At 67.1% G+C, this 25971-nt stretch carries 19 protein-coding genes; 13 read left to right on the top strand and 6 right to left on the bottom strand.

Annotated elements, in window-relative coordinates; translation table 11 throughout:
• Positions 1 to 42: 42 nt before the first annotated feature.
• Both htpG and NX780_RS20500 read right to left on the bottom strand, forming a co-directional pair.
• Positions 43 to 1959 carry a molecular chaperone HtpG gene (htpG, locus tag NX780_RS20505; RefSeq protein ID WP_258829731.1) on the bottom strand — a complete coding sequence of 639 codons (1917 nt, stop codon included), beginning with the start codon at positions 1957 to 1959 and terminating at the stop codon, positions 43 to 45.
• Positions 1960 to 2092: 133 nt separating this feature from the next.
• The gene (locus NX780_RS20500) at positions 2093 to 4936 is read right to left on the bottom strand and encodes an MASE4 domain-containing protein (RefSeq protein ID WP_258829730.1); all 2844 of its coding nucleotides are present in this window, start codon (positions 4934 to 4936) and stop codon (positions 2093 to 2095) included.
• A gap of 187 nt (positions 4937 to 5123) precedes the next feature.
• On the opposite strand from NX780_RS20500, the gene NX780_RS20495 reads away from it, so the two are divergent.
• Positions 5124 to 5606 (top strand): VOC family protein, encoded by a 483-nt coding sequence (locus NX780_RS20495; RefSeq protein ID WP_258829729.1) that lies wholly within the window; start codon positions 5124 to 5126, stop codon positions 5604 to 5606.
• 9 nt (positions 5607 to 5615) lie between these two features.
• Here NX780_RS20495 and NX780_RS20490 read toward each other — a convergent pair whose 3' ends face one another.
• Positions 5616 to 7034: an aminotransferase-like domain-containing protein gene (locus NX780_RS20490; RefSeq protein ID WP_258829728.1), complete on the bottom strand. Its 1419-nt coding sequence runs from the start codon at positions 7032 to 7034 to the stop codon at positions 5616 to 5618.
• Between the two features lie 114 nt (positions 7035 to 7148).
• Between NX780_RS20490 and NX780_RS20485 the strand changes: the two genes are divergently transcribed.
• The 4 genes from NX780_RS20485 to NX780_RS20470 all read left to right on the top strand — a co-directional run bounded on the left by NX780_RS20485 (position 7149) and on the right by NX780_RS20470 (position 11543).
• The gene (locus NX780_RS20485; protein ID WP_258829727.1) at positions 7149 to 8054 is read left to right on the top strand and encodes a DMT family transporter; all 906 of its coding nucleotides are present in this window, start codon (positions 7149 to 7151) and stop codon (positions 8052 to 8054) included.
• Between the two features lie 66 nt (positions 8055 to 8120).
• Positions 8121 to 8582, top strand: coding sequence for a RidA family protein (locus NX780_RS20480; RefSeq protein WP_258829726.1), 462 nt, complete (start codon positions 8121 to 8123; stop codon positions 8580 to 8582).
• Positions 8583 to 8744: 162 nt separating this feature from the next.
• Positions 8745 to 9938, top strand: a complete 1194-nt coding sequence (locus tag NX780_RS20475; protein ID WP_258829725.1) for an aminotransferase-like domain-containing protein — start codon at positions 8745 to 8747, stop codon at positions 9936 to 9938.
• A 240-nt stretch (positions 9939 to 10178) separates the two neighbouring features.
• Positions 10179 to 11543, top strand: coding sequence for a diguanylate cyclase (locus NX780_RS20470; protein ID WP_258829724.1), 1365 nt, complete (start codon positions 10179 to 10181; stop codon positions 11541 to 11543).
• Between the two features lie 127 nt (positions 11544 to 11670).
• On the opposite strand, the gene NX780_RS20465 is transcribed toward NX780_RS20470, so the two are convergent.
• Genes NX780_RS20465 through NX780_RS20455 form a run of 3 tightly spaced genes read right to left on the bottom strand, consistent with a single transcriptional unit; the run spans position 11671 to position 16365 of the window.
• Positions 11671 to 13233, bottom strand: coding sequence for an FGGY-family carbohydrate kinase (locus tag NX780_RS20465; RefSeq protein ID WP_258829736.1), 1563 nt, complete (start codon positions 13231 to 13233; stop codon positions 11671 to 11673).
• Positions 13226 to 14773 carry a glycerol-3-phosphate dehydrogenase/oxidase gene (locus tag NX780_RS20460; protein ID WP_258829723.1) on the bottom strand — a complete coding sequence of 516 codons (1548 nt, stop codon included), beginning with the start codon at positions 14771 to 14773 and terminating at the stop codon, positions 13226 to 13228. The genes NX780_RS20465 and NX780_RS20460 overlap by 8 nt, the downstream gene beginning before the upstream one ends.
• Positions 14770 to 16365 (bottom strand): FAD-binding oxidoreductase, encoded by a 1596-nt coding sequence (locus NX780_RS20455; RefSeq protein ID WP_258829722.1) that lies wholly within the window; start codon positions 16363 to 16365, stop codon positions 14770 to 14772. Before NX780_RS20455 ends, NX780_RS20460 begins: the two co-directional genes overlap by 4 nt.
• Before the next feature lie 127 nt (positions 16366 to 16492).
• Here NX780_RS20455 and NX780_RS20450 point away from each other — a divergent pair, with 127 nt between their 5' ends.
• The 8 genes from NX780_RS20450 to gudD all read left to right on the top strand — a co-directional run bounded on the left by NX780_RS20450 (position 16493) and on the right by gudD (position 25958).
• Complete coding sequence (locus NX780_RS20450) at positions 16493 to 17482, top strand: AraC family transcriptional regulator (protein ID WP_370663632.1); 990 nt, start codon at positions 16493 to 16495, stop codon at positions 17480 to 17482.
• Between the two features lie 294 nt (positions 17483 to 17776).
• Complete coding sequence (gene dapC / locus NX780_RS20445) at positions 17777 to 18988, top strand: succinyldiaminopimelate transaminase (RefSeq protein ID WP_258829720.1); 1212 nt, start codon at positions 17777 to 17779, stop codon at positions 18986 to 18988.
• Between the two features lie 39 nt (positions 18989 to 19027).
• Complete coding sequence (gene dapD, locus NX780_RS20440; protein ID WP_258829719.1) at positions 19028 to 19855, top strand: 2,3,4,5-tetrahydropyridine-2,6-dicarboxylate N-succinyltransferase; 828 nt, start codon at positions 19028 to 19030, stop codon at positions 19853 to 19855.
• Between the two features lie 57 nt (positions 19856 to 19912).
• The gene (locus NX780_RS20435) at positions 19913 to 21055 is read left to right on the top strand and encodes a PilT/PilU family type 4a pilus ATPase (protein ID WP_258829718.1); all 1143 of its coding nucleotides are present in this window, start codon (positions 19913 to 19915) and stop codon (positions 21053 to 21055) included.
• Entirely contained in the window at positions 21055 to 21939 is an 885-nt protein-coding gene (locus tag NX780_RS20430; RefSeq protein ID WP_258829717.1) for a LysR substrate-binding domain-containing protein, read from the top strand. Before NX780_RS20435 ends, NX780_RS20430 begins: the two co-directional genes overlap by 1 nt.
• Before the next feature lie 134 nt (positions 21940 to 22073).
• Positions 22074 to 23138 (top strand): porin, encoded by a 1065-nt coding sequence (locus NX780_RS20425; RefSeq protein WP_258829716.1) that lies wholly within the window; start codon positions 22074 to 22076, stop codon positions 23136 to 23138.
• Positions 23139 to 23292: 154 nt separating this feature from the next.
• Positions 23293 to 24588: an MFS transporter gene (locus NX780_RS20420; RefSeq protein ID WP_258829735.1), complete on the top strand. Its 1296-nt coding sequence runs from the start codon at positions 23293 to 23295 to the stop codon at positions 24586 to 24588.
• 29 nt (positions 24589 to 24617) lie between these two features.
• Complete coding sequence (gene gudD, locus NX780_RS20415; protein ID WP_258829715.1) at positions 24618 to 25958, top strand: glucarate dehydratase; 1341 nt, start codon at positions 24618 to 24620, stop codon at positions 25956 to 25958.
• Positions 25959 to 25971 lie beyond the last annotated feature (13 nt).

The raw sequence follows: 25971 nt of genomic DNA, 5'->3' as shown, positions 1-25971 counted from the left end.
ACCACCCTACGAAAACCGGAAACGAGGCTCCGGTCAGAGCGCTTACTTCGTCGCCAGCAGCATCTCGTTGAGACGCTTCACGAAGGACGCCGGGTCGGTGAGGCTGCCTCCTTCGGCCAGCATGGCCTGGTCGAACAGGATGTGCGACCAGTCGCCGAAGCGCGAACCGCTGGCGTCCTCGTACTTCAGGCGCTGCACCAGCGGGTGGTTCGGGTTGATCTCGAGGATGGGCTTGGATTCCGGCGCGTTCTGGCCGGCGGCCTTCAGCATGCGCAGCAGGTTACCCGACAGCTCGTTCTCGTCCGCGACCAGGCAGGCCGGCGAATCGGTCAGGCGGAAGGTGACGCGCACGTCCTTGGCCTTGTCGCCCAGGGCGCCTTTCATCTTCTCGACCAGTTCCTTGTAGCCGGCTTCGACCTCCTGGTGCTCCTTCTTCTCGGCCTCGTCTTCCAGTGCGCCCAGGTCCAGGCCGCCCTTGGCGACCGACACCAGTTCCTTGCCCTCGAAGTCGTTCAGGAAGGACAGCATCCACTCGTCGACGCGGTCGGTCATGAGCAGCACTTCGACGCCCTTCTTGCGGAAGATCTCGAGGTGCGGGCTGTTCTTGGCCGCGGTGTAGCTGTCGGCGGTGACGTAGTAGATCTTGTCCTGGCCTTCCTTCATGCGCGCGACATAGTCGCCGAAGGAGACGGTCTGCTCATCGGAATCGTTGGCGGTCGATGCGAAGCGCAGCAGCTTGGCGATACGGTCCTTGTTGGTCGCGTCCTCGCCGATGCCTTCCTTGAGCACCTGGCCGAACTCCTTCCAGAAAGTCGCGTATTTATCCTTGCCTGCCTGCTCTTCCGAGTTGGCCATCTCTTCCAGCATGCCCAGCACGCGCTTGGTCGAGCCTTCGCGGATCACCTTCACGTCGCGCGACTCCTGCAGGATCTCGCGCGAGACGTTCAGCGGCAGGTCGCTCGAGTCGATGACCCCCTTGATGAAACGCAGGTAGGTCGGCATCAGCTGCTCGGCGTCGTCCATGATGAAGACGCGCTTCACGTAGAGCTTGATGCCGGCGCGCTTGTTGCGGTCCCACAGGTCAAATGGAGCGTGCGCGGGCACGTAGAGCAGCTGGGTGTACTCGCTGCGGCCTTCGACGCGGTTGTGGGTGTAGGCCAGCGGGTCCTGGAAGTCGTGCGAGACGTGCTTGTAGAACTCGGTGTACTGCTCTTCGGTGATGTCCGATTTCGAACGTGCCCACAGCGCGCTGGCCTGGTTCACGGTCTCGAATTCGTCCTTCAGGACGGTCTGCTTCTTCTCTTCGTCCCACTCTTCCTTCTGCATCACGATCGGCAGCGAGATGTGGTCCGAATACTTGCGGATGATCGATTTCAGCTTCCAGGACGAGAGCAGCTCTTCCTCGCCGGCGCGCAGGTGCAGGATGATGTCGGTGCCGCGGCCGGTCTTCTCGATGGCCTCGATGCTGTAGTCGCCCTCGCCGGTGGACTCCCAGCGCACGCCTTCGGAGGCGAAGGCGCCGGCCCGGCGGGTGTTGACGATGACCTTCTCGGCCACGATGAAGGCCGAGTAGAAGCCGACGCCGAACTGGCCGATCAGGGCCGCGTCCTGCTGCTGGTCGCCCGAGAGCTTGCTGAAGAATTCCTTGGTGCCCGACTTGGCGATGGTACCCAGGTGCGAGATGACTTCCTCGCGGCTCATGCCGATGCCGTTGTCCGAAATCGTGATGGTGCGCGCATCCTTGTCGAAGGCGACCTTGATCTTCAGTTCATGGTCGTTGCCGTAGAGGGCGTCGTTGTTGATCGCCTCGAAGCGCAGCTTGTCGGCGGCGTCGGACGCGTTCGAGATCAGTTCGCGCAGGAAGATCTCCTTGTTCGAATACAAGGAGTGAATCATCAGTTGCAGCAGCTGTTTTACTTCTGCCTGGAAGCCAAGGGTTTCTTTTTCGGCGACTGCCATCTTGTTCCTCGTGGTGTGGTTCGTTAAAAAATGACGCCCGAAGGCGGATTGCAGCCATATTGGGATCTGGATAACAATTTCAAGGGGTTTTTCTCAGCTGCACGATGTGCTGGAAAATGTTGCCGATAAGACACTAATGCCGCAGCGGCGCCGCTTGTTCGGCTGCCGGCGGATGCAGCGACAACAGCATCTCCAGTTCGGTGTGATTGACCGGCTTGGTCAGGTGGAAGTCGAAGCCGGCCTCGCGCGTCAGGCGGCGGTCGCTTTCCTGGCCCCATCCGGTGACGGCAATGATGCGCGGCGCCGGCTGGGTCGTCCGCCCCCGCAGTTCGCGCGCCACCTCGAAGCCCGACATGCCGGGCATGCCCAGGTCGAGCAGGACGACCTCCGGTTCGAACTCGAAGGCGAGCCGGAGCCCTTCCTGTCCGTCATGGGCCTCGCGGACCTGGTGGCCGGCGGCCTGCAACAGGGCGGCCATGCTGTTGGCGGCATCGCGGTTGTCATCGACGACGAGGACGCGGCGTGGGTGCGGCCCTGCTTCCCGCCTGCGGTCGCGGCTGCCGCGCGGCAGGTCCGCCGGCGCCAGCGCCGGCTGCTCGATCAGCGGCAGGTAGACCGTAAAGGTGCTGCCGCTGCCGGCGCCTTCGCTCGCCGCCTCGACGCTCCCGCCATGCAGCTCGACGAAGCCCTTCACCAGCGACAGGCCGATCCCGAGGCCGCCCTGGCTGCGCTCGAGGGCCGGGGTGACTTGCGAGAACAGGCCGAAGATGTCCTGGAGGTGTTCCGGCGGGATACCGATGCCGCTGTCGGAGACCGCGATCTTCGCCTTGCCCGGCAGCCGCTCGGCCGACACGCTGATCACGCCGCCGTGCGGCGTAAACTTGATCGCGTTGTTCAGCAGGTTGAGGAAGCATTGGGCGATGCGGGTGGAATCCGCATGGGCATACAGGGCGTCGTCGGGCAGGTGCACCAGTACCTCGTGCCCGGCGGCCTTGAGCGCGCCTTCAACTGCCTGCAGCGCGTCGGACAGGCAGTCGACCAGCGACACCTCCGCCTTGCGCAGGGTAATCTTCCCCTGGGTGATGCGGGACACCTCCAGCAGATCGTCGACCAGCCTGGCGAGGTGCCGCGACTGGCGGTCGATGACGGCCAGCGCCCGCTCGACGTTGCCTGGCAAGCCGGGCATGCGCGTCAGCAGTGCGGCGGCGTTGCGGATCGGCGCCAGGGGATTGCGCAGCTCATGGGCAAGGGTGGCCAGGAACTCGTCCTTGCGCTGGTCCGCCAGCTTGAGCACCTGTTCCGCCTCGGTCTGCGCGGTGATGTCGGCATTGACCCCGAACCAGTGGATGATCTGCCCGTCGTTGTTACGCAGCGCCACCGCACGGCTCAGGAACTGCCGCCAGCGGCCATCCGTGCCCAGCAAGGGGATCACCATCTCGTACGGTTCGCCGGTGGCGGCCGAATGCTGCCACCTTGCGACGATCGCCGGCACCAGCGCCGGGTCGTTCACCTTTTGCCAGCCCCAGCCTTCGGCCTCGCTCAGCGGCAGCCCGGTGTATTCGTACCAGCGCCGGTTGAACCAGTAGATCCAGCCGTCCGGCCGCGCCATCCAGGCGATCTCCGGCAACTCATCCGCCAGCGTATGGAAATGCATCTCCATTTCCGCTGCCACCGCCTCGCCGCGCCTGCGCTCCGTGATGTCGGAAATGACGCCGAACACCACCGTTGCCCTGCCATGCTCGTCGTAGCCGGCTTCCCCGCGCGCGAACGCCCAGCGCGCCCGTCCCTGCGCGTCGTGCAGCCGGAACTCGACGTCGCATTCGCTCTTGTTGCCGATGCAGTCGCGGATCTGCGCACGCAGGCGCTCGCGATCCTCGACGAACACGTGCCGCATCAATGCGCCCGGCTCCGGCGCCAGTTCGCCCGGCTGCAGCCCGAGGATGTCCTGTTCCAGCTCCGGGCTCCACCAGGCGCGATCCTTGACGAGGTCCCAGCTGAACAGGCCCATCCTCCCCGCCTTCAATGCCAGGCTCAGCACCTGCTGCGTCTCCTGGAGCCTGGCGGCAGTGCGTGCGGTGGCCTGGGCTTCGGCCAGGTCGCGGTACATGCGTCCGTGCTCGACCAGCAGCATGATGAGGACGAAGCTCGAGGCGACCAGGCCGTATGCCCTGCCGGCATAGAAACCGACGTCCCAGCGGCCGGCGTTGAAGACGCTGACCAGCCCGATCTCGAAGAACCATGCGGACAGCACCACCACCAGCCACATGTCCATGGTCGAGGCCGACCGACGGGTGAACAGGATCGCGAGGGCCAAACCGGTGACGAACCATTGGCCGTAGCGCCCGATGTTGAAAACGGAGGAGTAGCGATTGTCCACCAGCATCTGGGGCAGCCAGTCGCCTCCCACCGTTGCCAGCGTGCCCAGCACGGCGGCAATGGCGAGCGTCAGCAGCACCGCCAAGGCCGTCGCCCATGCGGGGCTGCCGGTGCGCCGGTCGGTTTGCTTGAGGAAAGAATAGGCGATGACGGACGCGGGAAAGCCCAGGTGCCAGAAGACGTGCAGGTAGCCGGTGCTCTGCGGTCCGGCCCCCAGCAGTCCGGTGGGCGTGAACACGCCCGGGAAGGACAGGAGGTGCACCGTCGCCATGACGGCCGAGTACAGGTAGCCGCAGGCCAGGATGAGGATGCTGTGCTTGCGCGTGAGGTGAAAATAGCCGAGCAGCAGAGTCGTCGTGATCAGGTCGTTGATCGCGAGCACCGGCTGGTGCAGGGGGATGAACCAGGGCGCCGGCGCCAGCGGCGTGCTCGCGAAGGGGATGAGAGCGAGAAACATCCCGAGCGATAGCGCAACGATGATCAAGGCCAGGCGCACCGACGCCGGCCCGGCGGCGTATTCGAACAATGTTCTTGCTGCCTGGCTGTCAGCGGAAGCTGCGCGGTCGCGCGCGATGCCTGATAACTCGGACGTGTAGTTCATGCGCAATGGGCGTCGCCCAAGTTTTCGCGGAATTCATCGTATGTCAGCCGACGAAGAAGCGGAGCACGGTACATGAGCGCCATCACCGACATAGGGAGGAGTTTTTTTTGCTGCGCGGTGTCGAATTTCGTCTGGTGTATTCGTCGTAGCTGCAGCAACACCCTGACAAACAACTAGGAGATCCGACATGAAACAGGCGACCCGTGCCATCCCCGAAGGCTTCCACACCATTACCCCGCACCTGGTCTGCGAAGGCGCGGCCAAGGCACTGGACTTTTACCGCGAGTGCTTCGGCGCCGTCGAGGTGTCCCGCATGCCCGGCCCGGACGGCAGGATCATGCACGCCGAGATGCGCATCGGCGACTCGATGTTCATGCTGTGCGACGATTTTCCCGACTATGGCAGCCCCGGCCCGCTTGGACTGAAGGGTTCGCCGGTCGTCATCCACCTCTACGTGCGCGATGCCGACGCGGTGTGGGAACGCGCCATGGCGGCCGGCGCCAGGGCCACCATGCCGCTGGGCGACGCCTTCTGGGGCGACCGCTACGGCCAGTTCGTCGATCCCTTCGGCCACCGCTGGGCCGTCGCGACCCACGTCCGCGACATGACGGTCGACGAGATCCAGGAGGCGATGGCGAGGGAGATGCCGCCGGAATGCGGCGGCGCATGAACCCTTGACTCAGCCCGCCAGGGCGCGCTCCAGCAGGCGGATGGTGCCCGCGTCCTGCAGCGCCGCGACGTTCAGGCGCATATGGGTGGAGGCCAGCTGCTTCGGCGAAAACAGGCTGCCCGGCGCCAGCAACAGCTCCTCGCGCATGGCGCGCGCCGCCACCACATTGGTGTCGCGCCCGGCGTCGACCCAGGCGAACATGCCGGCGCTTGGCGCGGGGTCCAGGCGCAGGCCCAGCGCTTCCAGCTGGCGCAGCGCCCTGGGGCGTGCCGCGTCGAGCCGGCCGCGCACCCGGTCGAGGTGCTTGCGGTACAGGCCCTCGGACAGGATTTTATAGACCACGCGCTCGCCGATGTCGGAGGTGGAGAGCGTGCACAGCATCTTGCGGTCGGCCAGGCGCTGCGCCCGCTCGTGCGAGGTCGCGATGTAGCCGACGCGCAGGTTCGGCGCCATCGACTTCGAAAAGCCGCCCAGGTAGATCACGCGCTTCAGGCCATCCAGCGCCGCCAGCCGCGTCGCGCCGCCCGGGTGCAGGTCGGCATAGATATCGTCCTCGACCACCGTGAACTCAAAACGCTCCGCCAGGCGCAGCAATCCATACGCCTTGGCCGCCGACAGCGAGCTCGATGTCGGGTTGTGCAGTACCGAGTTGATCACGAAGAGGCTGGGCTTGTGCCGGGCCGCCAGTTCGGCCAGCTGCTCCAGGTCCGGGCCATCGGCCAGGCGGCGTACCCCCACCACGTTCAGGCCCAGCGCGGCAAACGACCCGAACATCAGGAACCAGGCCGGATCGTCGACCAGGATGGTGTCGCCCGGACGGCAGAATTCGCGCGCCACCAGGTCCAATGCCTGGGTCACGCCCAGGGTGGTGACGATGTTCTCCGGCGGCGCCTCGACCTCGATCTCGAGCAGCTTGTGCTGGAGCTGCTGGCGCAGCAGCAGGAAGCCCTGGGGCGCGCCGTAGCCCAGCAGGCCTGCGCTGTTCTGGCGGCTCAGGGAGCGCATGGCGTTCGCCACCGCCGGGCCGTCGAGCCAGTCGGCCGGCAGCACGCCGGCGCCCGGCGACAGCTGCATCGGCGCCTGCCGGAACAGGTTGCGCACTAGCCAGGCGATGTCGAGGGTCGCCGTACTGCTCGGCCCCGGCGCGGCCATGTGCCGGGCCGGCTGCGGGCGCTCGCGCACGAAGAAGCCCGCGCCGCGACGCGAATCGAGGTAGCCCTGGGCCACCAGGCGGTCGTAGCTGGCCACCACGGTGAAGGGCGAGACGCCGTGCGTGGCCGCGAACTGGCGGATCGAGGGCATGCGCGCGCCGGGACGCAGCAGGCGCTCCTCGATGCGGCCGGCCACAAGGCGCACGATCTGGTCGGCCAGGGGCTCGCCGGAATCGCGCGACAGGCTCAGGCTGCTCGAAACTGGTGTATTGGTCATTTCGCCATCACAGTGAGTGAATTAAATGGGCAAGTGTACTGGGACTGTATTGGTGCGCATCGCTAGCATAGGCCTGTCTCCCTGACGATGCAATCGCCCTTGCGAAGGACCTCCATGAGTATCGCTTTCTGCTCCCGCCCCGCCGCTCCCAGCCATGCCGGCCGCGCCATGCTGCTCGGCCTGCTCGGCGTGGCCATGTTCAGCCTGACCATGCCCTTTACCCGCATCGCGGTGACCGAACTCGATCCGATGTTCGTGACCTTCGGCCGGGCCCTGGGCGCGGCGATGCTGGCGGCGGCCTGGCTGGCCTGGAAGCGCGCGCCCCTGCCCACGCGCGACGCGCTGGCGCCCCTTGGCGCGGTGGCGGGCGGCTGCATCGTCGGCTTTCCGCTGCTGACCTCGTACGCCCTGCGTACCCTGCCCGCCTCCCACGGCGCCCTGCTGGTCGGCGTGCTGCCGCTGGCGACCGCCCTGTACACGGCCCTGCGCGGCCACGAACGGCCTTCGCGCGGCTTCTGGGGCATGGCCGTGCTCGGATCGAGCCTGGTGGCCGCCTATGCGCTGGTGCAGGGTGGCGGATCGCTGCACATGGCGGACCTGCTCGTGTTCGGCGCCGTGGCCTGCGCGGCGATCGGCTATGCCGAGGGCGGACGCCTGTCGCGCAGCCTGGGCGGACCGGAAACCATCTGCTGGGCCCTGCTGCTGTCGGCGCCCGCCTCCCTGGCCCTGCTGCTCTGGCACGGCCTGCCGGCCGCCACCGGCGTCGGCCTGCGCGCCTGGCTGGCATTCGCCTACGTCACCGCCATTTCGATGTTCATCGGCTTCTTCTTCTGGTATCGCGGCCTGGCCCTGGGCGGGGTGGCGCGGGTGGGCCAGGTGCAGCTGCTGCAGCCATTCCTGAGCCTGCTCGGCGCGGCCCTGCTGCTCGGCGAGGCGCTCACGGTCGGCAACTGCCTGTTCGCCCTGCTGGTTGCCGCCGTCGTGTTCGCCGGGCGCAAGATGGCAGTCCGCCAGCAGTAAAACTGTATCGCACATGGCTGGCTGGACTTACAATATCGGCTTCCATCAACGCAAGGTATCAAAACCATGTCCGTCTACGACAAACTCAAAGAACTGAACATTACCCTGGCCGCGCCGGCCACCCCGGCCGCCGCCTACGTCATGTACGTGCAGACCGGCAACCTCGTGTTCATCTCCGGCCACATCGCCAAGAACGCCGACGGCTCGCCGAACACCGGCATCCTGGGCCGCGACAAGACCACCGCTGACGGCCAGGCTGCCGCGCGCTCGGTCGCCATCGACCTGATCGGCACCCTGCAGGAAGCCGTGGGCGGCGACCTGAACCGCGTCAAGCGCATCGTCAAGGTGATGAGCCTGGTCGCATCGACCCCGGAATACAATGAACAGCACCTGGTCACCAATGGCTGCTCGGAGCTGATCGGCGAAGTGTTCGGCGAGGCCGGCAAGCACGCGCGCTCGGCCTTCGGCGTGGCTTCGCTGCCGCGCGGCACCTGCGTCGAGATCGAGCTGATCGCCGAAGTAGCCTGAACATTTGTCTAAAATCAAATAACATTTGTTTGTCCAGTACCGCTTGCGGGCCGGGCCTACCCGGCCCGGTCCATCCTTGAGCCGCTACCCGCGTGCTTTATAATGGTCCGGCACTACCCGTGCGGTCCCTTCCAGTGAGAGGCGTCGAGCCTGAGATCAAATATGAAAATCGAGAATCCAAACCCCATCCAGTGGCAGTTTTCGGAGCGCGCACAGCAGCTGCAAAGCTCGTTCATCCGCGAAATCCTGAAAATCACCCAGCGTCCGGAGATCATCTCCTTCGCCGGCGGCCTGCCATCGCCAGCCACCTTCCCGGTCGACGTCATGAAAGCGGCCTACGACAAGGTGCTGAGCCAGACCGGTAAAGTCGCGCTGCAATACGGCCCGACCGACGGCTACGGTCCGCTGCGGGAATGGATCGCGAACTCGCTCTCCACGGAAGGCTCGCGCATCCTGCCGGAACAGATCCTCATGACCTCGGGCTCGCAGCAGGCCCTGGACCTGCTGGGCAAGGTCCTGATCGACGAAGGCAGCCGCGTGCTGGTCGAGACCCCGAGCTACCTGGGCGCCCTGCAGGCGTTCTCGGTCTATCGCCCTGAATTCAAGTCGGTCGTCACCGACGACCACGGCCTGGTGCCGTCGTCGATCGACGCCATCGCGCAAGGCGCACGCCTGCTGTACGCGCTGCCGAACTTCCAGAACCCGACCGGCCGTTCGCTGTCGATCGAGCGCCGCCAGGAACTGGTGGAAACCTGCGCCCGCCTGGGCCTGCCGCTGATCGAGGACGACCCCTACGGCACCCTGTCCTACCGCGGCGAGCCGATGCCGAAGATGGTCGCGATGAACCCGGACGGCGTGATCTACATGGGCTCCTTCTCGAAGGTCCTGACCCCGGGCATCCGCCTCGGCTACGTCTGCGCCCCGCTGCCGCTGGTGCGCCGCCTCGAGCTGGCCAAGCAGGCCGCCGACCTGCACACGGCCCAGCTGACCCAGATGGTCGTGCACGAGGTGGTCAAGGACGGCTTCCTGGACCAGCACATCCCGACCATCCGCAAGCTCTACGGCGACCAGTGCCAGGTCATGCTCGACGCGATGGCCGAGCATTTCCCGGGCAGCGTCACCTGGACCAAGCCCGAAGGCGGCATGTTCATCTGGGTCACCCTGCCGAAGAGCATCGACGCGATGAAACTGCTGGACCAGTCGCTGGCCGCACGCGTGGCCTTCGTGCCGGGCGCGCCCTTCTACGCCAACGAGCCGGAAACCAACACCCTGCGGCTGTCCTTCGTGACCGTGCCGCCGGAACGCATCCGCGAAGGCATCGCCATCCTGGGCAAGCTGATCAAGGACATGCTGTAATTCCCGCCGGGCGGCTTTCCTGCCGCCCGCTTTCGCTGCCCCCTCACCGCCGGTTTCGGCCGGCGCGTGACTCAAAGTTGTTTTGCTGCAACATTTACATGTTTCGTGGATAAAGAGCAACATTCGTTGCCGCAAGCGATCGTGATGGGAGTATGATTTCCAGGTCACATTTGCTTGTACCTGGCCGTGGCGGCCTGTTATGGGCAGGTATTTGCTAGAACCGGCTTATCCAGCGACTGTATGAAACACCCTGCCTTCGCGATCCCGGCGCCCACGCGCCAGGCCGCGATCCTGATCGTCGACGATGCGCCCGCCAGCCTCGGGCTGCTGCAGGACATGTTGCGCGGCCGGGGTCACCGCACCTTTGTCGCCACTTCCGGCGAGCGCGCGCTGGACCTCGCGCAGCGCGTCCAGCCGGACCTGATCCTGCTCGACGTGATGCTGCCCGGCCTCGACGGCCTGGAAACCTGCCGGCGTCTCAAGGCAGAGCCGACGACCGCCGACATCCCCGTCATCTTTGTCAGCGCCTGTTCGGAGACCGAGGACATCGTCGCCGGCTTCGACTGCGGCGCCGCCGACTACATCGCCAAGCCGCTGCGCCTGCCCGAAGTCTGCGCCCGCGTGCATGCCCAGCTGCGCTTCCGCTCCGCCAGCCAGAGCGACACCCGCCAGGCGCGCCACCTGCGCATGATCGTCGAAGGCATGGACGAGGGCCTGATGCTGCTCGGCCTGGACGGCCGCATCCAGTACGCCAACCCGGCCAGCGAGCGCTGCCTGGGCTATAGCGGCAGCGAGCTCGCGGGCCGCCAGCTGGCCGCCCTGCTGGCCGAGCCGGCCGCCAACGACTACGCCGCTTTCTTCGAGCAGCGCTCCGGCACCCACGACGGCGCGGTGCTGGAACGCTGCCGCGGCACCCGCGAAGTGCTGCTGCAGCAGCCCGACGGCAGCGTGCGCGCCATGGACCTGAGCCTGTCGCCGATGGCCTCCGGCGAACAGCTCTTCGTCGCCCTGCTGCACGACATCGCCCACCACAAGCGCTCCGAAGACGCCCTGCAGCGCGCGGCCCTGGCCGACCCGCTCACCGGCATCGCCAACCGCCGCCACTTCGACGCCTGCCTCGACCGTGAATGGCAGCGCGCCATGCGCAACGGCCACCCGCTCTCGCTGCTGGTGCTCGACGTCGACCACTTCAAGCGCTACAACGACGTGCTCGGCCACGCCGCCGGCGACCAGTGCCTGCAGGCGATCGCCAGCACGGTGCGCGCCCAGGCCCTGCGCGCCACCGACCTGGCGGCCCGCTACGGCGGCGAGGAATTCGTGCTGCTGCTGCCCGACACGCCCTACGAGGGCGCAGTCAAGGTGGCCGAGGCGCTGCGCGCCGACATCGAGCGCCTGCGCGTGCCGCATCCCGGTTCGGACGCCGATTTCGTCACCGCCAGCGTGGGCGCCGCGACCATCGTGCCGACCCAGTTCGACGCCCTGGGCTCGCTGTTCGTGGCGGCCGACCGGGCCATGTACGAGGCCAAGGCGGGCGGGCGCAACCGCGCCCGCGCCGTGCGCGCGGGCTACGCGTGGGAGTCGGTGCAGCACGCACTGGCGCGATGATTCGGACGCGGACTTCGTAGGGTGGACGGCTTCGCCGTCCGCGCGTTCAACCAGCCCAGGCGCAGCCACAATGCATCCGTGAGCTGAACGCGCGGTCGGCAGAGCCGGCTGCGCGCCCCGGACCACCCTACAACTGCCTTGGATAGCCGGTGATGCGGGCGATGTCGCGGTACATCGGCTGCAGCCGCTTGTACATCTTCAGGTACACCTCGCGGTAGAGGCGCTCGTAGATGCGCTGGTTATCCGCGCTTGGGGTGAACACCTTGCCGACCCGTGTCATCGCCCCGATCGCCGCATCGAAATCCGGATACAGTCCGAGACCGACGGCGGCGTCGATCGCCGCCCCCAGCCCCGAGGTTTCGTACACGTGCGGCCGCGCGGTCGGCAGGCCGAAGATGTCGGCCGTGAGCTGCATCGCCGCGTCGCTCTGCGAGCCGCCGCCGGAAACGCGCAGCTCCCGGATGCGCACCCCGCCGCGCCGCTCGATGCGCTCCTTCCCTTCGCGCAGCGCATAGGCCAGCCCTTCCAGGATCGCCCGGTACACGTGGGCCCGCGTGTGCACGTCGCCGAAACCGATGATCGCACCCTTCGCCTCCCGTCCCGGCACCCGGATGCCCGGGGTCCAGTAGGGCTGCAGCATCAGGCCCATGGAACCGGGCGGCACCGCGTTGGCCAGTTCGTCGAACAAGCGCTCGGGCGCCACGTCTTCCAGCAGGGCGCGCGACTGCTCGTGGTGGCCGAACTGCTCCTTGAACCAGTTGACCATCCAGTAGCCGCGGAAGACCTGCACCTCCGTGCTGTAGGCGCCGGGAATCGCGGCCGGATACGGCGGCACGAAGGGCGTCACCTCGACATAGCGTTTCGTCGTGGTGTTGATGGTGGCCGTGGTGCCGTAGCTGAGGCAGCCCACGTGCGGCGTGCTGCAGCCGGCGCCGATCACTTCGCAGGCCTTGTCGGCGGCGGCCGCCAGCAGGGGCAGGCCTTGCGGAATGCCGGTCTGCCTTGCTGCTTCGCTGCCGATCTCGCCGAGACGCACGCCCGGATCCACGAGCTCCGGCAGCATGCGCGGCAGCACGGCGAGGGCCTGCCACTTCCAGTCGCGCTTGCCCGCCCACCTGCGGCGCCGGTAGTCGAAAGGCAGGTAGGCGACCAGCGAGCCCGAGGAATCGGCGAAGCGCCCGCACAGGCGGTAGTTCAGCCAGCCGGACAGCAGCAGGAGCTTGTGCGTGGCCTCCCACACCTGCGGCTGGTGGGCGCGGATCCAGTTGATCTCGGCCTCGCCGCGGAAGTAATCGATGGTGCCGCTCACGCGCGCCAGGGTGAAGGCGCTGCGCCACAGCGGACCGATCGGCGGCACGGTGTCGGTGCGGCGCTGGTCGAGCCAGGTGATCGCGGGACGCAGCGGCTGGCCTTGCGCGTCGACGTTGATGATGGTGCCGCGCTGGGTGGTCACGGCCACGCCCGCGATGCGCGCGCGGTCGGCGCCGGGCTTGGTCCACAGTTCCTGGCAGGCGCTGCACAAGGCCTGCCAGAAGCCTTCCGCATCATGCTCGGCCCAGCCGGGCTCCGGGCTGCGGTAGTCCAGTAGTGGCGCCGAGGCCTTGGCGACAATGTCGCCGCGCAGGTCGAACAACAAGGCGCGCACGCTCTGCGTGCCGTTGTCGATGGCGAGGATCAGCGGATCAGGCATCATGGCTGTCGAGTGGACTGTAATGCGAGCGCCACAGGGCGAGATAGTCGCGCTGTTCGGCGTCCCAGCGGATGTCGCTCCAGCCGAGTTCCGGCTGGCAGATGGCGCGAATGCGGGCCAGGTGCGCCGCGCCGCCGGCATGCAGCTGGATACCCAGGCGCGTCCGGCGCAGCAGCAGGTCTTCCAGGCGGTGCACGCTTTCCGCGCGGGCGGCCCAGCGCAGCTCGGCCCAGGGCGTCAGCGTGCCGGGGATGGATTCCAGTTCGCCTTCGCGCGCGGCATTGACCACGTCCTGCGCGTGGCGGCCGTGGCGCCCGGCGAGGCGCTGCAGCAGCGCGGCCGGTATGCGATGCGCAGCGGTGGGCCGCGCCCGGTGCGCGAACACCGGCTGCGGCTTGAGATCCGGCCGCCAGTGAGGCAACTGGCGCGCCACATGGGCCAGCGTATCGAGGGCGATGGCGCGGAAGGTGGTCAGCTTGCCGCCGGTGACGCCGACCAGCCCCGGCTCGTCCCACACCAGGTGCTCGCGCGTCTCCTTCGAGGGCGCGCCGTGGCGGCCGCTGTCGAGGACCGGGCGCACGCCGGCATAGGTGGCCACGACATCGGCGCCGCTCAGGCCAAGCTGCGGGAACTGCGCACGCAATGCGGCCATCAGGTAGTCGAACTCGACGCGGGTCACGCGGGCTTCGCCTGCCAGGCCGTCCGCATGGTCGACGTCGGTGGTGCCGACCAGGGTCACGCCCTCCCAGGGAAAGGCGAACACGGGACGGCCATCAATCGGGTGCATCAGGCTGACTGCCTGCGCCAGCGGCAGGCGCCAGCCGGGAATCACCAGATGGCTGCCGCGCAGCGGCCGCAGGCGCGGACCTGCGCCCTGCCCGGCCAGGCCGCCCGCCCAGGCGCCGGTGGCATTGACGACAACGCGCGCTTTCACGTCGATGCCCCCGCCGCTACGCGCATCGCGCAGCCGCGCACCAGTCACGCGCCCGTTCGTGCGCAGCAGGGACTCGACCGCCACGTAGTTGCGCGTCTCGGCGCCGTGCGCGCGCGCCTCGTCCAGCACGCGCAGCACCAGGCGCGCGTCGTCGGTCTTGGCATCCATGTAGCGGATGCCGCCACGCAGGCCCGCATGGCCCACGTTCGGCGCCAGCATCGCGAAGCCTTCGGCATCGAGCCAATGCGTGTCGCGCCGGCCGGCGAGGAAATCGTAGACGGCCAGGCCGGCCAGGAAGCTGCGCCGCTTGCGCCGGCTGGCGCCGTAGTCGGCGAAGGCGAAGCCCTGAGGCTCGACCAGGCCGGGCGCGTCGCGCAACAGGGCTTCGCGCTCGCGCACCGATTCGCGCGTCAGGCGCAAGCGCCCTTCGGCCAGGTAGCGCAGGCCGCCGTGCACCAGCTTTGAGGAGCGGCTCGAGGTGCCCCAGGCGTAGTCGCGCTGCTCGACCAGCAAGGCCTTCAGGCCGCGGCGCGACGCCTCCAGCAGGATGCCGGCGCCGGTAATGCCGCCGCCGATCACCAGCAGGTCCCAGTCGACGTCGCTCATGGCGCGAGCAGCTTGCCCGGGTTCATGCGGCCATCCGGGTCGAACTGGCGGAACAGCGCCGCCATCGCCTTCATCCCGAGCTCGCCCTTTTCAAGCTCCAGCCAGGGGGCGTGGTCGACGCCCACGCCATGCTGGTGGCTGATGGTGCCGCCGGCGGCCACGATGGCTTCCGACACCCTGTCCTTCAGGCGGCGCCAGCGCAGCATATCGGCCTCGAAATCGCCCGAGAGACGGAACACGAAGGTCGAGTACACGCTGGCGCCCTGCGGATAGATGTGCGACAGGTGGGTGTAGGCGTGCACCCGCTCGCCGGATGCATGCAGGGCGTTGGCGGCGGCGCGCTCGATGCCTTCCATCGCCTGGGTCACGCGCGGCCAGTCGACCGCCGTTTCGACGGTGTCGATCGCATAGCCATGGGCCCAGGCCGCGTTGCGCAGGTAGACGTTGCGGAAGCGGTTGCGGCGCCAGCGCTCACCCAGGCCGCGGCCCACGTGCACGCCGCGGTGGCGGCGCGCCAGGCCGAGTGCGGCATGCAGCGCCGGCAGGGCCTGCGCCCTGTCGCCGCTCACGCCGATCATCAGCATGCATTTGCCTTCGCCGCAGCCGCGCAGGCGCAGCCACCCTTCAAGCAGGCGCACCAGCTTCGCGTGGCCCGCCAGGGTCAGCATGGTCGTGGTCTCGACCGCGTTCGACAGGCGCAGCATCGACAGCGGCAGCCGCGCCTGCGCCAGTTCACGCACCGCGTTCAGCGCACGCTCCCAGTCGGGGAAGAACACCGCATGGAAGGATTCGTGCTGCGGCAGGCGGCTGATGCGCACCGTCGCATGGGTGACGATGCCGAGGCGTCCTTCGGAACCGAGCACCATCTCGCGCAGGTCGACGCCGGCGCTCGATGCCGGGAAGGTCGGGATGTCGAGGGTGCCCGCCGGCGTCTCGACCCGGCCGCCGGCGAAGAGCTGCTCGATGCGGCCATAGCGCAGCGACTGCTGGCCGGACGACCGCGTCACCACCCAGCCGCCCAGGGTCGAGTATTCGAAGGATTGCGGGAAGTGGCCGAGGGTGTAGCCGTGGGCGCGCAGCTGGGCTTCGAGGTCGGGTCCCGCCACGCCGGCGCAGAAGGTGGCCAGCTGGGCCTCGCGGTCGAGCGAGACCATGGCGCGCATGCGGCTCATGTCGATGCTCAGCACCGGCCTTGCCGCGTCCATCACGCCGAGGTGGCCGGCCACGCTGGTGCCGCCGCCATAGGGGATGACGTCCGCCCCGTTGACGGCGGCAAAGGCCAGCAGGCTGCGCACCTGCTCCGAGCATTCCGGGTAGCCGACGCCATCCGGCGCCGCGTGCACGCGGCCGTGGCGCAGGCGCAGCCAGTCGGGCAGGCTCTGGCCGAGCGCGTGGCGCAGGCGGGTTTGCGCCGAAGCGTCGACCAGCGGGTGCGGCGGCAGGCGGCCGGGAGCCAAGGCGGCGCAGGCGGCGTCGAAGCTGGCGTCTTGCGGCGCCGTGCCGGGGCCGAGCCGCTCGGCCAGGAAGTCCTGCGCCTCCACGCCCAACGCCACATCGATCCCGTCGTCGCCCCAGCCATTCCAACGCCGCATTGCCATCCCTCTTATATACTGTTGATTGTTTTTCATGCCAGAGTAAGCATTCGTTCCTCAACCGTATTGCGCTTTCATGACACAGCCTTGCTCCATTGCGTCAATTTCGCCCCCGGATGGCGGCCGGGTGACGGGTTCCTACCTGCAGCCGCTCGTGGAGACGGCGGCGGCGCGCGGCGTCACGGCCGACCGCCTGGCCGCTGCCGCGGGCCTGCCGGCCGGCGCCCTGCGCCCCCTGCCCGACTCGCTCGCCGCACGCGACTACATCGCCCTGCTGGATGCGGGGGCCATGCTCACGGAAGACCCGCATTTCGGCCTGCACGTGGGCGAACGGGTCCGTCCCGGCACTTACACGGTCTACGGCCTGGTCCTGATGGCCTGCCGCGACGTCGGCCAGGCGCTGGAACAGACGCGGCGCTACGAAGTCCTGGCCCACGACCTGGGACGCACCCAGCTCAGTGTCGAAGGCGCGGATGCGCTCTACGCCTGGATCAGCCACTACCCTGCCGCTTCCCGCCACCTGGTGGAAAGCGTGTTCGCCGGTATTCGCATTTTCGGCAGCTGGCTGGCCGGGCGCCCGCTCAGCCCGCGCCATGTCGCTTTTGCTCACCGCAGCGACGCGCCGCTGGACGAGTACGAGCGCGTGCTGGGCGTACGTCCGCAGTTCGGCGCAGCTGGCAATGTGGGGCGCTTCGACGCCGCCATCCTCGCCATGCCGGTGCCGGACGCCGATCCCAGCCTGTATCCGGTGCTGCGCCAGCACGCCGAGCGCCTGCTGGGCGCCCGCAATGCGGAAGGCAGCGGCATCCTGGCCCAGGTCCGCGCGATGCTCGTCAAGCAGCTCCCGCAAGGCGGCGCGCGCCTGCCGGCGGTGGCGGCGGAACTCGGCATGTCGCCCCGCACCCTGCAGCGCAAGCTGGCCGACGCCGGCTCCAGCCTCCAGGAGCTGCTCGACGGCGCCCGCTACGAGCTCGCCCGCGACTACCTGCGCCAGCGCGAGCTGGGCCTGGTCGATATCGCCTTCCTGCTGGGCTACCAGGAACAGAGCGCCTTCACCCACGCCTTCCGCGAGTGGTCGGGCGTGAACCCGGGGGCCTGGCGCGACGCCGCGGCCTGAATCCAGCCTGTCCCGGAGAACACATGGCCACATCGATACCCCGTCTCCTGCTCGGCCTTCTTTCCCCCAAACAATCGGTGTCAGGTTGCAATCGGTGTCAGGTCTGACAAACGGACACGAACCCATGCATTGAACCTGCTTAATGCTCAGCTCGTGTCTGAATGTCAGACCTGACACCGAGTTTGTGACACCGAGTTTGCCCCCGACTTACGCAGCCTGAGCAGCCGTCCATCGCCCCTTCGTGCAAGGGCTATAATTGTCAGAATATCGAAAGCGCACATACCGGTAACCGACGTGAACTCCCATCTCGACCAGCTCCACCCCTATCCCTTCGAACAGCTGCGCCAGCTATTCAGCGGCGTGACGCCGAACGCCGCCTACAGCCCGATCAGCCTGGGCATCGGCGAACCCAAGCACCCGACCCCGGCCTTCATCGAGAAAGCCCTGATGCATGCGATGTCCGGCCTGTCGAGCTACCCCAGCACCCACGGCAACGAAGCGCTGCGCGTGGCGATCGCGGGCTGGCTCGAGCGCCGCTACGGCATCCCGGCGGTCGATGCGAACACCATGGTGCTGCCGGTGAACGGCTCGCGCGAGGCGCTGTTCGCCTTTGCCCAGTGCGTCATCGACGCTTCAAAAGGCGAGGCGCTGGTGATGAGCCCGAATCCCTTCTACCAGATCTACGAAGGGGCGGCCCTGCTCTCGGGCGCCCAGCCCTACTACGTGAATTCGGAACCGGGCCGCAACTTCGCGCCCGACTACGGCAGCGTGCCGGACGAGGTCTGGTCGCGCGTGCAGCTGCTCTACGTCTGCTCGCCCGGCAACCCGACCGGCGCGGTGCTCACGCTGGAAGACTGGAAGCAGCTCTTCGACCTCTCCGACCGCCACGGCTTCGTGATCGCATCGGACGAGTGCTATTCCGAGATCTATTTCGGCTCCACGCCGCCGCTGGGCGCGCTGGAGGCGGCGCACCAGCTGGGCAGGAGCAGCGGCGAGCGTCCCTACGCCAAGCTGGTCGTGTTCTCCAGCCTGTCGAAGCGTTCCAACGTGCCGGGCATGCGCTCGGGCTTCGTGGCGGGCGACCCGCATCTGCTCAAGAAGTTCCTGCTCTACCGCACCTATTGCGGCGGCGCGATGTCGCCGCCGGTGCAGGCGGCATCAAGCGCTGCGTGGAGCGACGAGCACCACGTGCAGGACAACCGCGCGCTCTACCGCGAGAAATTCAACCTCATCACCCCGCTACTCAAGCAGGTCATGGACGTCGAGCTGCCGGACGCCGGCTTCTACCTGTGGGCCGACGTGCGCCGCAGCGGGCTTTCCGACACCGAGTTCGCACGCCGCCTGTACGCCGAATATAATGTGACGGTTTTGCCAGGCAGTTACCTTGCACGCGAAGCGCACGGCCTCAATCCGGGCCGCAACCGTATCCGCATGGCGCTGGTCGCCAGCGTCGACGAAGGACTCGAAGCCGCCAACCGCATCGTCGAGTTCTGCAAGAGCCTCTGAGGCAGCACCACCGAAATACCCTAACCAGAGAATCGCATCATGACCCAACAACTCCAGAACATCATCGACACCGCGTGGGAACAGCGCGCGGAGATCAGCCCGACCAGCGCCAGCGCCGAAGTGCGCGACGCGGTCGCCCACGTGCTTGCAGGCCTCGACGCCGGCACCCTGCGCGTGGCCCAGAAAGACAGCGGCAGCTGGGTCGTGAACCAGTGGATCAAGAAGGCCGTCCTGCTGTCCTTCCGCCTCGAGAACAACGTGCCGGTCGCCGGTGGCGGGGGCATGCAGTTCTACGACAAGGTCCCGACCAAGTTCGCCGACTACACCGCCGAAGATTTCGCCAAGGGGGGCTTCCGCGTGGTGCCGCCGGCCGTCGCCCGCCGCGGCAGCTTCATCGGCAAGAACGTGGTCCTGATGCCGTCCTACGTCAACATCGGCGCCTACGTCGACGAAGGCGCGATGGTCGACACCTGGGCCACCGTCGGCTCCTGCGCCCAGATCGGCAAGAATGTCCACCTGTCGGGCGGCGTCGGCATCGGCGGCGTGCTCGAACCGATGCAGGCTAACCCGACCATCATCGAAGACAACTGCTTCATCGGCGCGCGTTCGGAGATCGTCGAAGGCGTGATCGTGGAAGAGAACTCGGTGATCTCGATGGGCGTGTACATCGGCCAGTCGACCAAGATCTACAACCGCGAGACCGGCGAAGTCACCTACGGCCGCGTGCCGTCGGGCTCCGTGGTGGTGTCGGGCAGCCTGCCGTCCGCCGACGGCAAGTACAGCCTGTACTGCGCCGTGATCGTCAAGCGCGTGGATGCGCAGACGCGTTCGAAGACCGGCATCAACGAGCTGCTGCGCGGCGACTGAGCATGACCCGGCCGGCCATGTGAGATGGCCGGCCACACGACAAAAGGAGACGATGCCATGGCCATGGACCGCCTGTTCCAGCTGATGAAGGAGAAGAACGCTTCCGACATGTTCTTCGCCGTGAACTCGCCGGTGCACATCAAGATCAACGGGAACCTCATCCCGATCAACCAGCATCGTCTCGAACCGGAGAACATCCTCTCGCTGCTGTCCGAGATCGCCACGCCGGAGCAGATGCAGGAGCTCGAGCGCGAGAACGAACTGAATATGGGCGTCTCGGTGCCGAACCTCGGCCGCTACCGCCTGTCGGCCTTCCGCCAGCGCGGCACCATCTCGGCCGTGTTCCGCTTCGTGCCGGCGACCATCCCGCCGCTCGGCGAACTGGGCCTGCCGCCCGTGCTGTCCGAGCTGATCATGGAAAAGCGCGGCCTGCTCCTGATCGTCGGCGCGACGGGTTCCGGCAAGTCGACCACCATCGCCTCGATGCTGGACCACCGCAACGAACAGCGCACCGGCCATATCCTGACCCTGGAAGACCCGATCGAGTACCTCTTCAAGAACAAGAAATCGATCGTCAACCAGCGCGAGATCGGCAGCGACGCCACCAGTTTTGCCACTGCCCTGCGCAACTCGATGCGCCAGGCGCCGGACTGCATCCTGATCGGCGAGATCCGCGACAAGGAAACCATGGCGGCGGCGTTGGCCTATGCGCAGTCGGGCCACCTGGTCCTGGCCACGCTCCACGCCAACAACAGCTATAACGCGCTGAACCGCATCATCAGCTTCTACCCGATCGAGAACCGCGCCGCCCTGCTGCAGGACCTGTCGTCCGCTGTGAAGGCGATCGTCTCGCAGCGCCTTGTGAAATCCGCCGCGGGCGGCCAGCGCCAGGCTGCGGTCGAGGTCATGCTGAACACCCGCTACATCGCCGACCTGATCGAGAAGGGCGAGATCGGCCAGATCAAGGACGCGATGGACAAGAGCCTGTCGCCGGGCTCGCAATCCTTCGAGACAGCGCTGCTCAAGCTGGTCAAGGACGGCCTCGTGACGCAGGAAGAAGCGCTGGCGAACGCCGACTCGGCCACCAACCTGCTCTGGCTGCTCAACAACGGGCCGGAAAGCCAGGTCCAGCCCGAGGACGAAAACAAACCGGCCGAACCGCAGGCCGCGTCCTTTACGGAGTTCACCCTCAACTCCTGATGTTCGAACTCAGCCAGCTGCGCTGCTTCGTCGCCGTCGCCGAGGAGCTGCATTTCAGCCGCGCGGCAGAGCGCCTGAACATGACGCAGCCACCGCTCAGCCGGCAAATCCGGCTGCTCGAGCACCACGTCGGCGTCCAACTCCTCGAACGCAACAGCCGCACCGTCAGCCTCACGGCGGCCGGTAAAGCCTTCTTTCCGGAGGCGGCGCGCATCCTGCGGATCGCCGAGGAGGCCACTTTCGCCGCCCGGCGCGCCGCCAAGGGCGAACAGGGCAACCTGGCCATCGGCTTTACTTCCGCATCCGGCTACAGCCTGCTGCCCGAAGTCGTGCGTCGCCTGCGCGAATGCGCGCCCGGGGTGTCGCTCACGCTCAAGGAACTGGTCAGCACCTCCCAGGTCGAGGCCCTGAATGCCGGTGAACTCGACCTCGGCCTGCTGCGTCCCCATCCCATGAACGGCGAGCTGGAAAGCCGCCTGATCGCGACCGAGTCGCTGATGCTGGCGATTCCCGAAGGCGAGGCCGACGCCTGGCCGAGCGAGCCGACCTTGAGCGACCTGCACGGCAAACCCTTCGTCATGTATTCGCCCTACGAAGCGCGGCCCTTCTACCTCATGCTGAGCGAACGCTTCGCGCGCGCCGGCGCCGTGCCGGACATCGTCGAGCACATCGGCCAGGTGCACACCATGCTGGCCCTGGTGCGGGCGGGCGTGGGCGCGGCCCTGATCGCGGAAGGCGCCTCGCGCCTGAAATTCGACGGCATCGTCATGCGCCGCCTGGCCACGGAGCCGGTCGAGATGGTCTGCACCTGGCGCCGCGACAACGACAATCCCGTCCTCGCGCTCTTCAAGCAGCGCATCCTGCCGAGTTTCGACAACAAATAAGTTCCTCTCGATTGATTCAAACACTGAATCAATCACAACACTCTTTGATTTGGTCATGAATCGATCAGCGCCTATGATCGTTTCCAACAAAGCCACGCTGCACGACCAGCCGGCACGACAAATCAGGAGACACCATGAAGAAGGCAGCACGCATGCTGCTGGTCCTGGCCGGCGCGGCAGGAGCGGCGCAAGCCCAAGCGCAGGCAGCGGTCAGGATCTACGGCATCATGGACGCCGCGATCGTCGGCGAACGCGGTGGCAAGGAAGGCGCGGTCACCAAGGTCACGAGCGGCGCTGCGGCAGCCTCGCGCATCGGCTTCAAGGGCAGCGAAGATCTCGGCGGAGGCCTGTCGGCCTTCTACACCCTCGAGATGGGCGTCAAGATTGACAGCGGCCAGGTCGACGCCACCGGCACCCTCTTCAACCGCCAGGCCCTGGTCGGCCTGAAGGGCGGCTTCGGCGCGGTGGCGCTGGGTCGCCAGTACACGCCCTGGCACAACACCTTGGTGCAGGTCATCGACCCGTTCAACACGGGTTACGCGGGGACAGCGAAAAACCTCTTCCCCCATTTCGGCAGCAATATCAGGACCAGCAACACGGTGACCTGGTTCTCGCCGCGCGTGCGGGGCCTCGACGTGGAACTGGCCTACAGCGCCGGTGAACAAAGCGATTCGTCCGGCAAACGCCAGTTCGGCGGCGCCGTCGGTTTCGTAGATGGTCCCCTCACCCTGCGCCTGGCGTACAACAGCAGGAACGGCGACGCCGCAAGCGGCTTTGTCCGCAGCCGCAACACCCTGCTGGGCGCGCAATACCGCTTGACATCGCTGACCCTGCACGCCGGCTATGGCATCGACCGCGGTCCTGACGCCAGCCCGCTCGGCAACCCGAATAATCCTTATGGCGGCGTGGCGCCCACGCCTTCGAGCGACGGCCGCGAAGTGCTGCTCGGCGTGGCCGTGCCGATCGGCCAGGGCAAGCTGATGGCCTCCGTCATGCACAAGGACGACCGCACGGCCTTCAACCAGGACGGCAGTTCCTGGGGCATCGGCTACCTGCACGCCCTGTCCAAACGCACTGGCCTGTACGCGTCCTACGCGCACATCCGCAACCGCAACGGCGCCGGCTTCACCGTGGCCAACAACACCGAAGCGGGCACCGGCAACACCGGCTACAACCTGGGAATACGCCACAGCTTCTAAACGCACGCACAGACCGGTAGCATAAGCCGGCGCGGACCTCATGCAGAACCCGAAGTAACAACAGGAGACATTCGTGGAACAAGCACCAAGCATTCTGGCTGCCAGCGCCGCCAAGACCCAGACACGGACGCGTACGCGCTGGCTCATCCTCGCCATGCTGTTCGCGGTCACGACGATCAACTACGCCGACCGCGCCACCATCTCGATCGCCGGGCCGGACATCAAGCGCGAACTGGGCCTCTCCGCGGTCCAGATGGGCTATGTGTTCTCGGCCTTCGCCTGGTCCTATGTGATCGCCCAGCTTCCGGGCGGCTGGCTGCTGGACCGCTTCGGCTCGAAGATCACCTACTTCTTCAGCATCTTCCTGTGGTCGCTGTTCACCTTCTTCACGGGCGCGGTCGGCTTCTTCGCCGGCGGTACGGCGGTCGCCCTGCTGTTCGCGCTGCGCCTGGCGGTCGGCGCGGCCGAAGCGCCCTCCTTCCCCGGCAACAGCCGCATCGCCTCGTCGTGGTTCCCGACGCACGAACGCGGCCGCGCCGCCGCCATCTTCAACTCGGCCCAGTACTTCGCCACCGTGCTGTTCGCCCCGATCATGGGCTGGCTGGTGCACGCGCACGGCTGGCACAGTGTCTTTTATGTGATGGGTGCGCTGGGCATCCTGGTGTCCTTCGTCTGGCTCAAGGTCATTTATGGACCGAAGCAGCACCCGAGCGTGAACGCGAGCGAGTTGCAGTACATCCAGGAAGGCGGCGCCCTGGTCGACCTCGAGGGCAGCAAGCCGGATGCGCGCAGCGCCCAGCCGAGCCAGGTGAACACCTTCGCCTGCATCAAGGAGCTGCTGGGCAACCGCATGCTGTTCGGGATCTACCTCGGCCAGTACTGCATCACCACGCTGACCTACTTCTTCCTGACCTGGTTTCCCGTCTACCTGGTGCAGGAACGCGGCATGACCATCCTGAAGGCCGGCTTCGTGGCCTCGCTTCCGGCGATCGCCGGCTTCGTCGGCGGCATCGTGGGCGGCTGGATGTCGGACCGTCTCAGCAAGGCCGGCTACTCGCTGTCTGTCTCGCGCAAGGCGCCGATCGTGCTCGGCATGCTGCTCTCGATGAGCATGATCGCCTGTAACTACATTGAGACCGACATGCTGGTCGTCGCGATCATGTCGCTGGCCTTCTTCGGCAAGGGCATCGGCGCGCTCGGCTGGGCAGTCGTCTCGGACACCTCGCCGAAAGAGGCCGGCGGCCTGAGCGGCGCCCTGTTCAACACCTTCGGCAACACCGCCGGCATCACCACGCCCATCGTGATCGGCTACATCGTGCAGGCCACCGGCTCCTTCTCGGGCGCCCTGGTCTTTGTCGGCGCGAATGCCGCCGTGGCCATCGCCTGCTACCTCTTCATCGTCGGCGACATCGGGCGCGTCAAGCTCGAAAAGTCGCTCATCGCCAAATAAGCTGTCAACCACTTCAGGACCCTACAACCATGAACAATACCGTCTCCGGCGCTCCCACCGTCACCAGCCTGCGCGTCGTTCCCGTCGCCGGCCAGGACAGCATGCTGCTCAACCTCTCCGGCGCACACGGCCCCTGGTTCACCCGCAACATCGTCATCCTCACCGACAGCGCCGGCAATACCGGCCTGGGCGAGGTGCCGGGCGGCGAGAAGATTCGCCAGACCATCGAGGACGCGCGCGAACTCGTCGTCGGCAAGTCGCTGGGCGACTACAACGGCGTGCTGAACGCCATGCGCCGCGCCTTCGCCGACCGCGACGCCGGTGGTCGCGGCCTGCAGACGTTTGACTTGCGCACGACCATCCACGCGGTCACCGCGGTGGAGTCGGCCATGCTCGACCTGCTGGGACAGTATATGAACGTGCCGGTCGCCGCCCTGCTGGGCGAAGGCCAGCAGCGCGACGCGGTCGAGATGCTGGGCTACCTGTTCTACGTGGGCGACCGCAAGAAGACCGACCTCGCCTACCGCAGCGAAGAGGATGCGGGCAACGCCTGGTTCCGCCTGCGCAATGAAGAAGCCCTCACGCCCGAATCCATCGTGCGCCTGGCCGAGGCGACGCGCGAGCACTACGGCTTCAACGACTTCAAGCTCAAGGGCGGCGTTCTGAGCGCGGACGAAGAGATGGAAGCCATCGTCGCCCTGCACGAACGCTTCCCCGGGGCGCGCGTGACGCTCGACCCGAACGGCGGCTGGCTGCTCAAGGACGCGATCCGTGTCTGCCGCGACAAGCACGGCATCCTGGCCTACGCCGAAGACCCCTGCGGCGCCGAAGGCGGCTTCTCGGGCCGCGAAGTCATGGCCGAGTTCCGCCGCGCCACCGGCCTGCCGACCGCCACCAACATGATCGCCACCGACTGGCGCCAGATGGCCCACTCGATCCAGCTGCAGTCGGTCGACATCCCGCTGGCCGACCCGCACTTCTGGACCATGCAGGGCTCGGTGCGCGTGGCCCAGCTGTGCGAGATGTTCGGCCTGACCTGGGGCTCGCACTCGAACAACCACTTCGACATCTCGCTGGCCATGTTCACCCACGTCGGCGCGGCGGCGCCGGGCAAGGTGACGGCGATCGACACGCACTGGATCTGGCAGGACGGCCAGCGCCTGACCAGGGAGCCGTTCAAGATCGAGGGCGGCATGGTGCACGTGCCGAAGAAACCGGGGCTGGGCGTCGAGCTCGATGAGCTTGAATTGGAGAAGGCGCATCAGGCGTACAAGAACATGGGACTGGGTGCCCGTGACGATGCGGTCGCGATGCAATACCTCGTCCCAAGTTGGAAGTTCGACAACAAACGCCCCTGCCTCGTGCGTTAATTACCGTAGGGTG

The organism is Massilia agri (assembly GCF_024753255.1).
GTDB lineage: Bacteria > Pseudomonadota > Gammaproteobacteria > Burkholderiales > Burkholderiaceae_D > Telluria > Telluria agri.
Note: the sequence above shows the minus strand (reverse complement) of the source record. Positions and strands in the feature narration are given on the sequence as shown.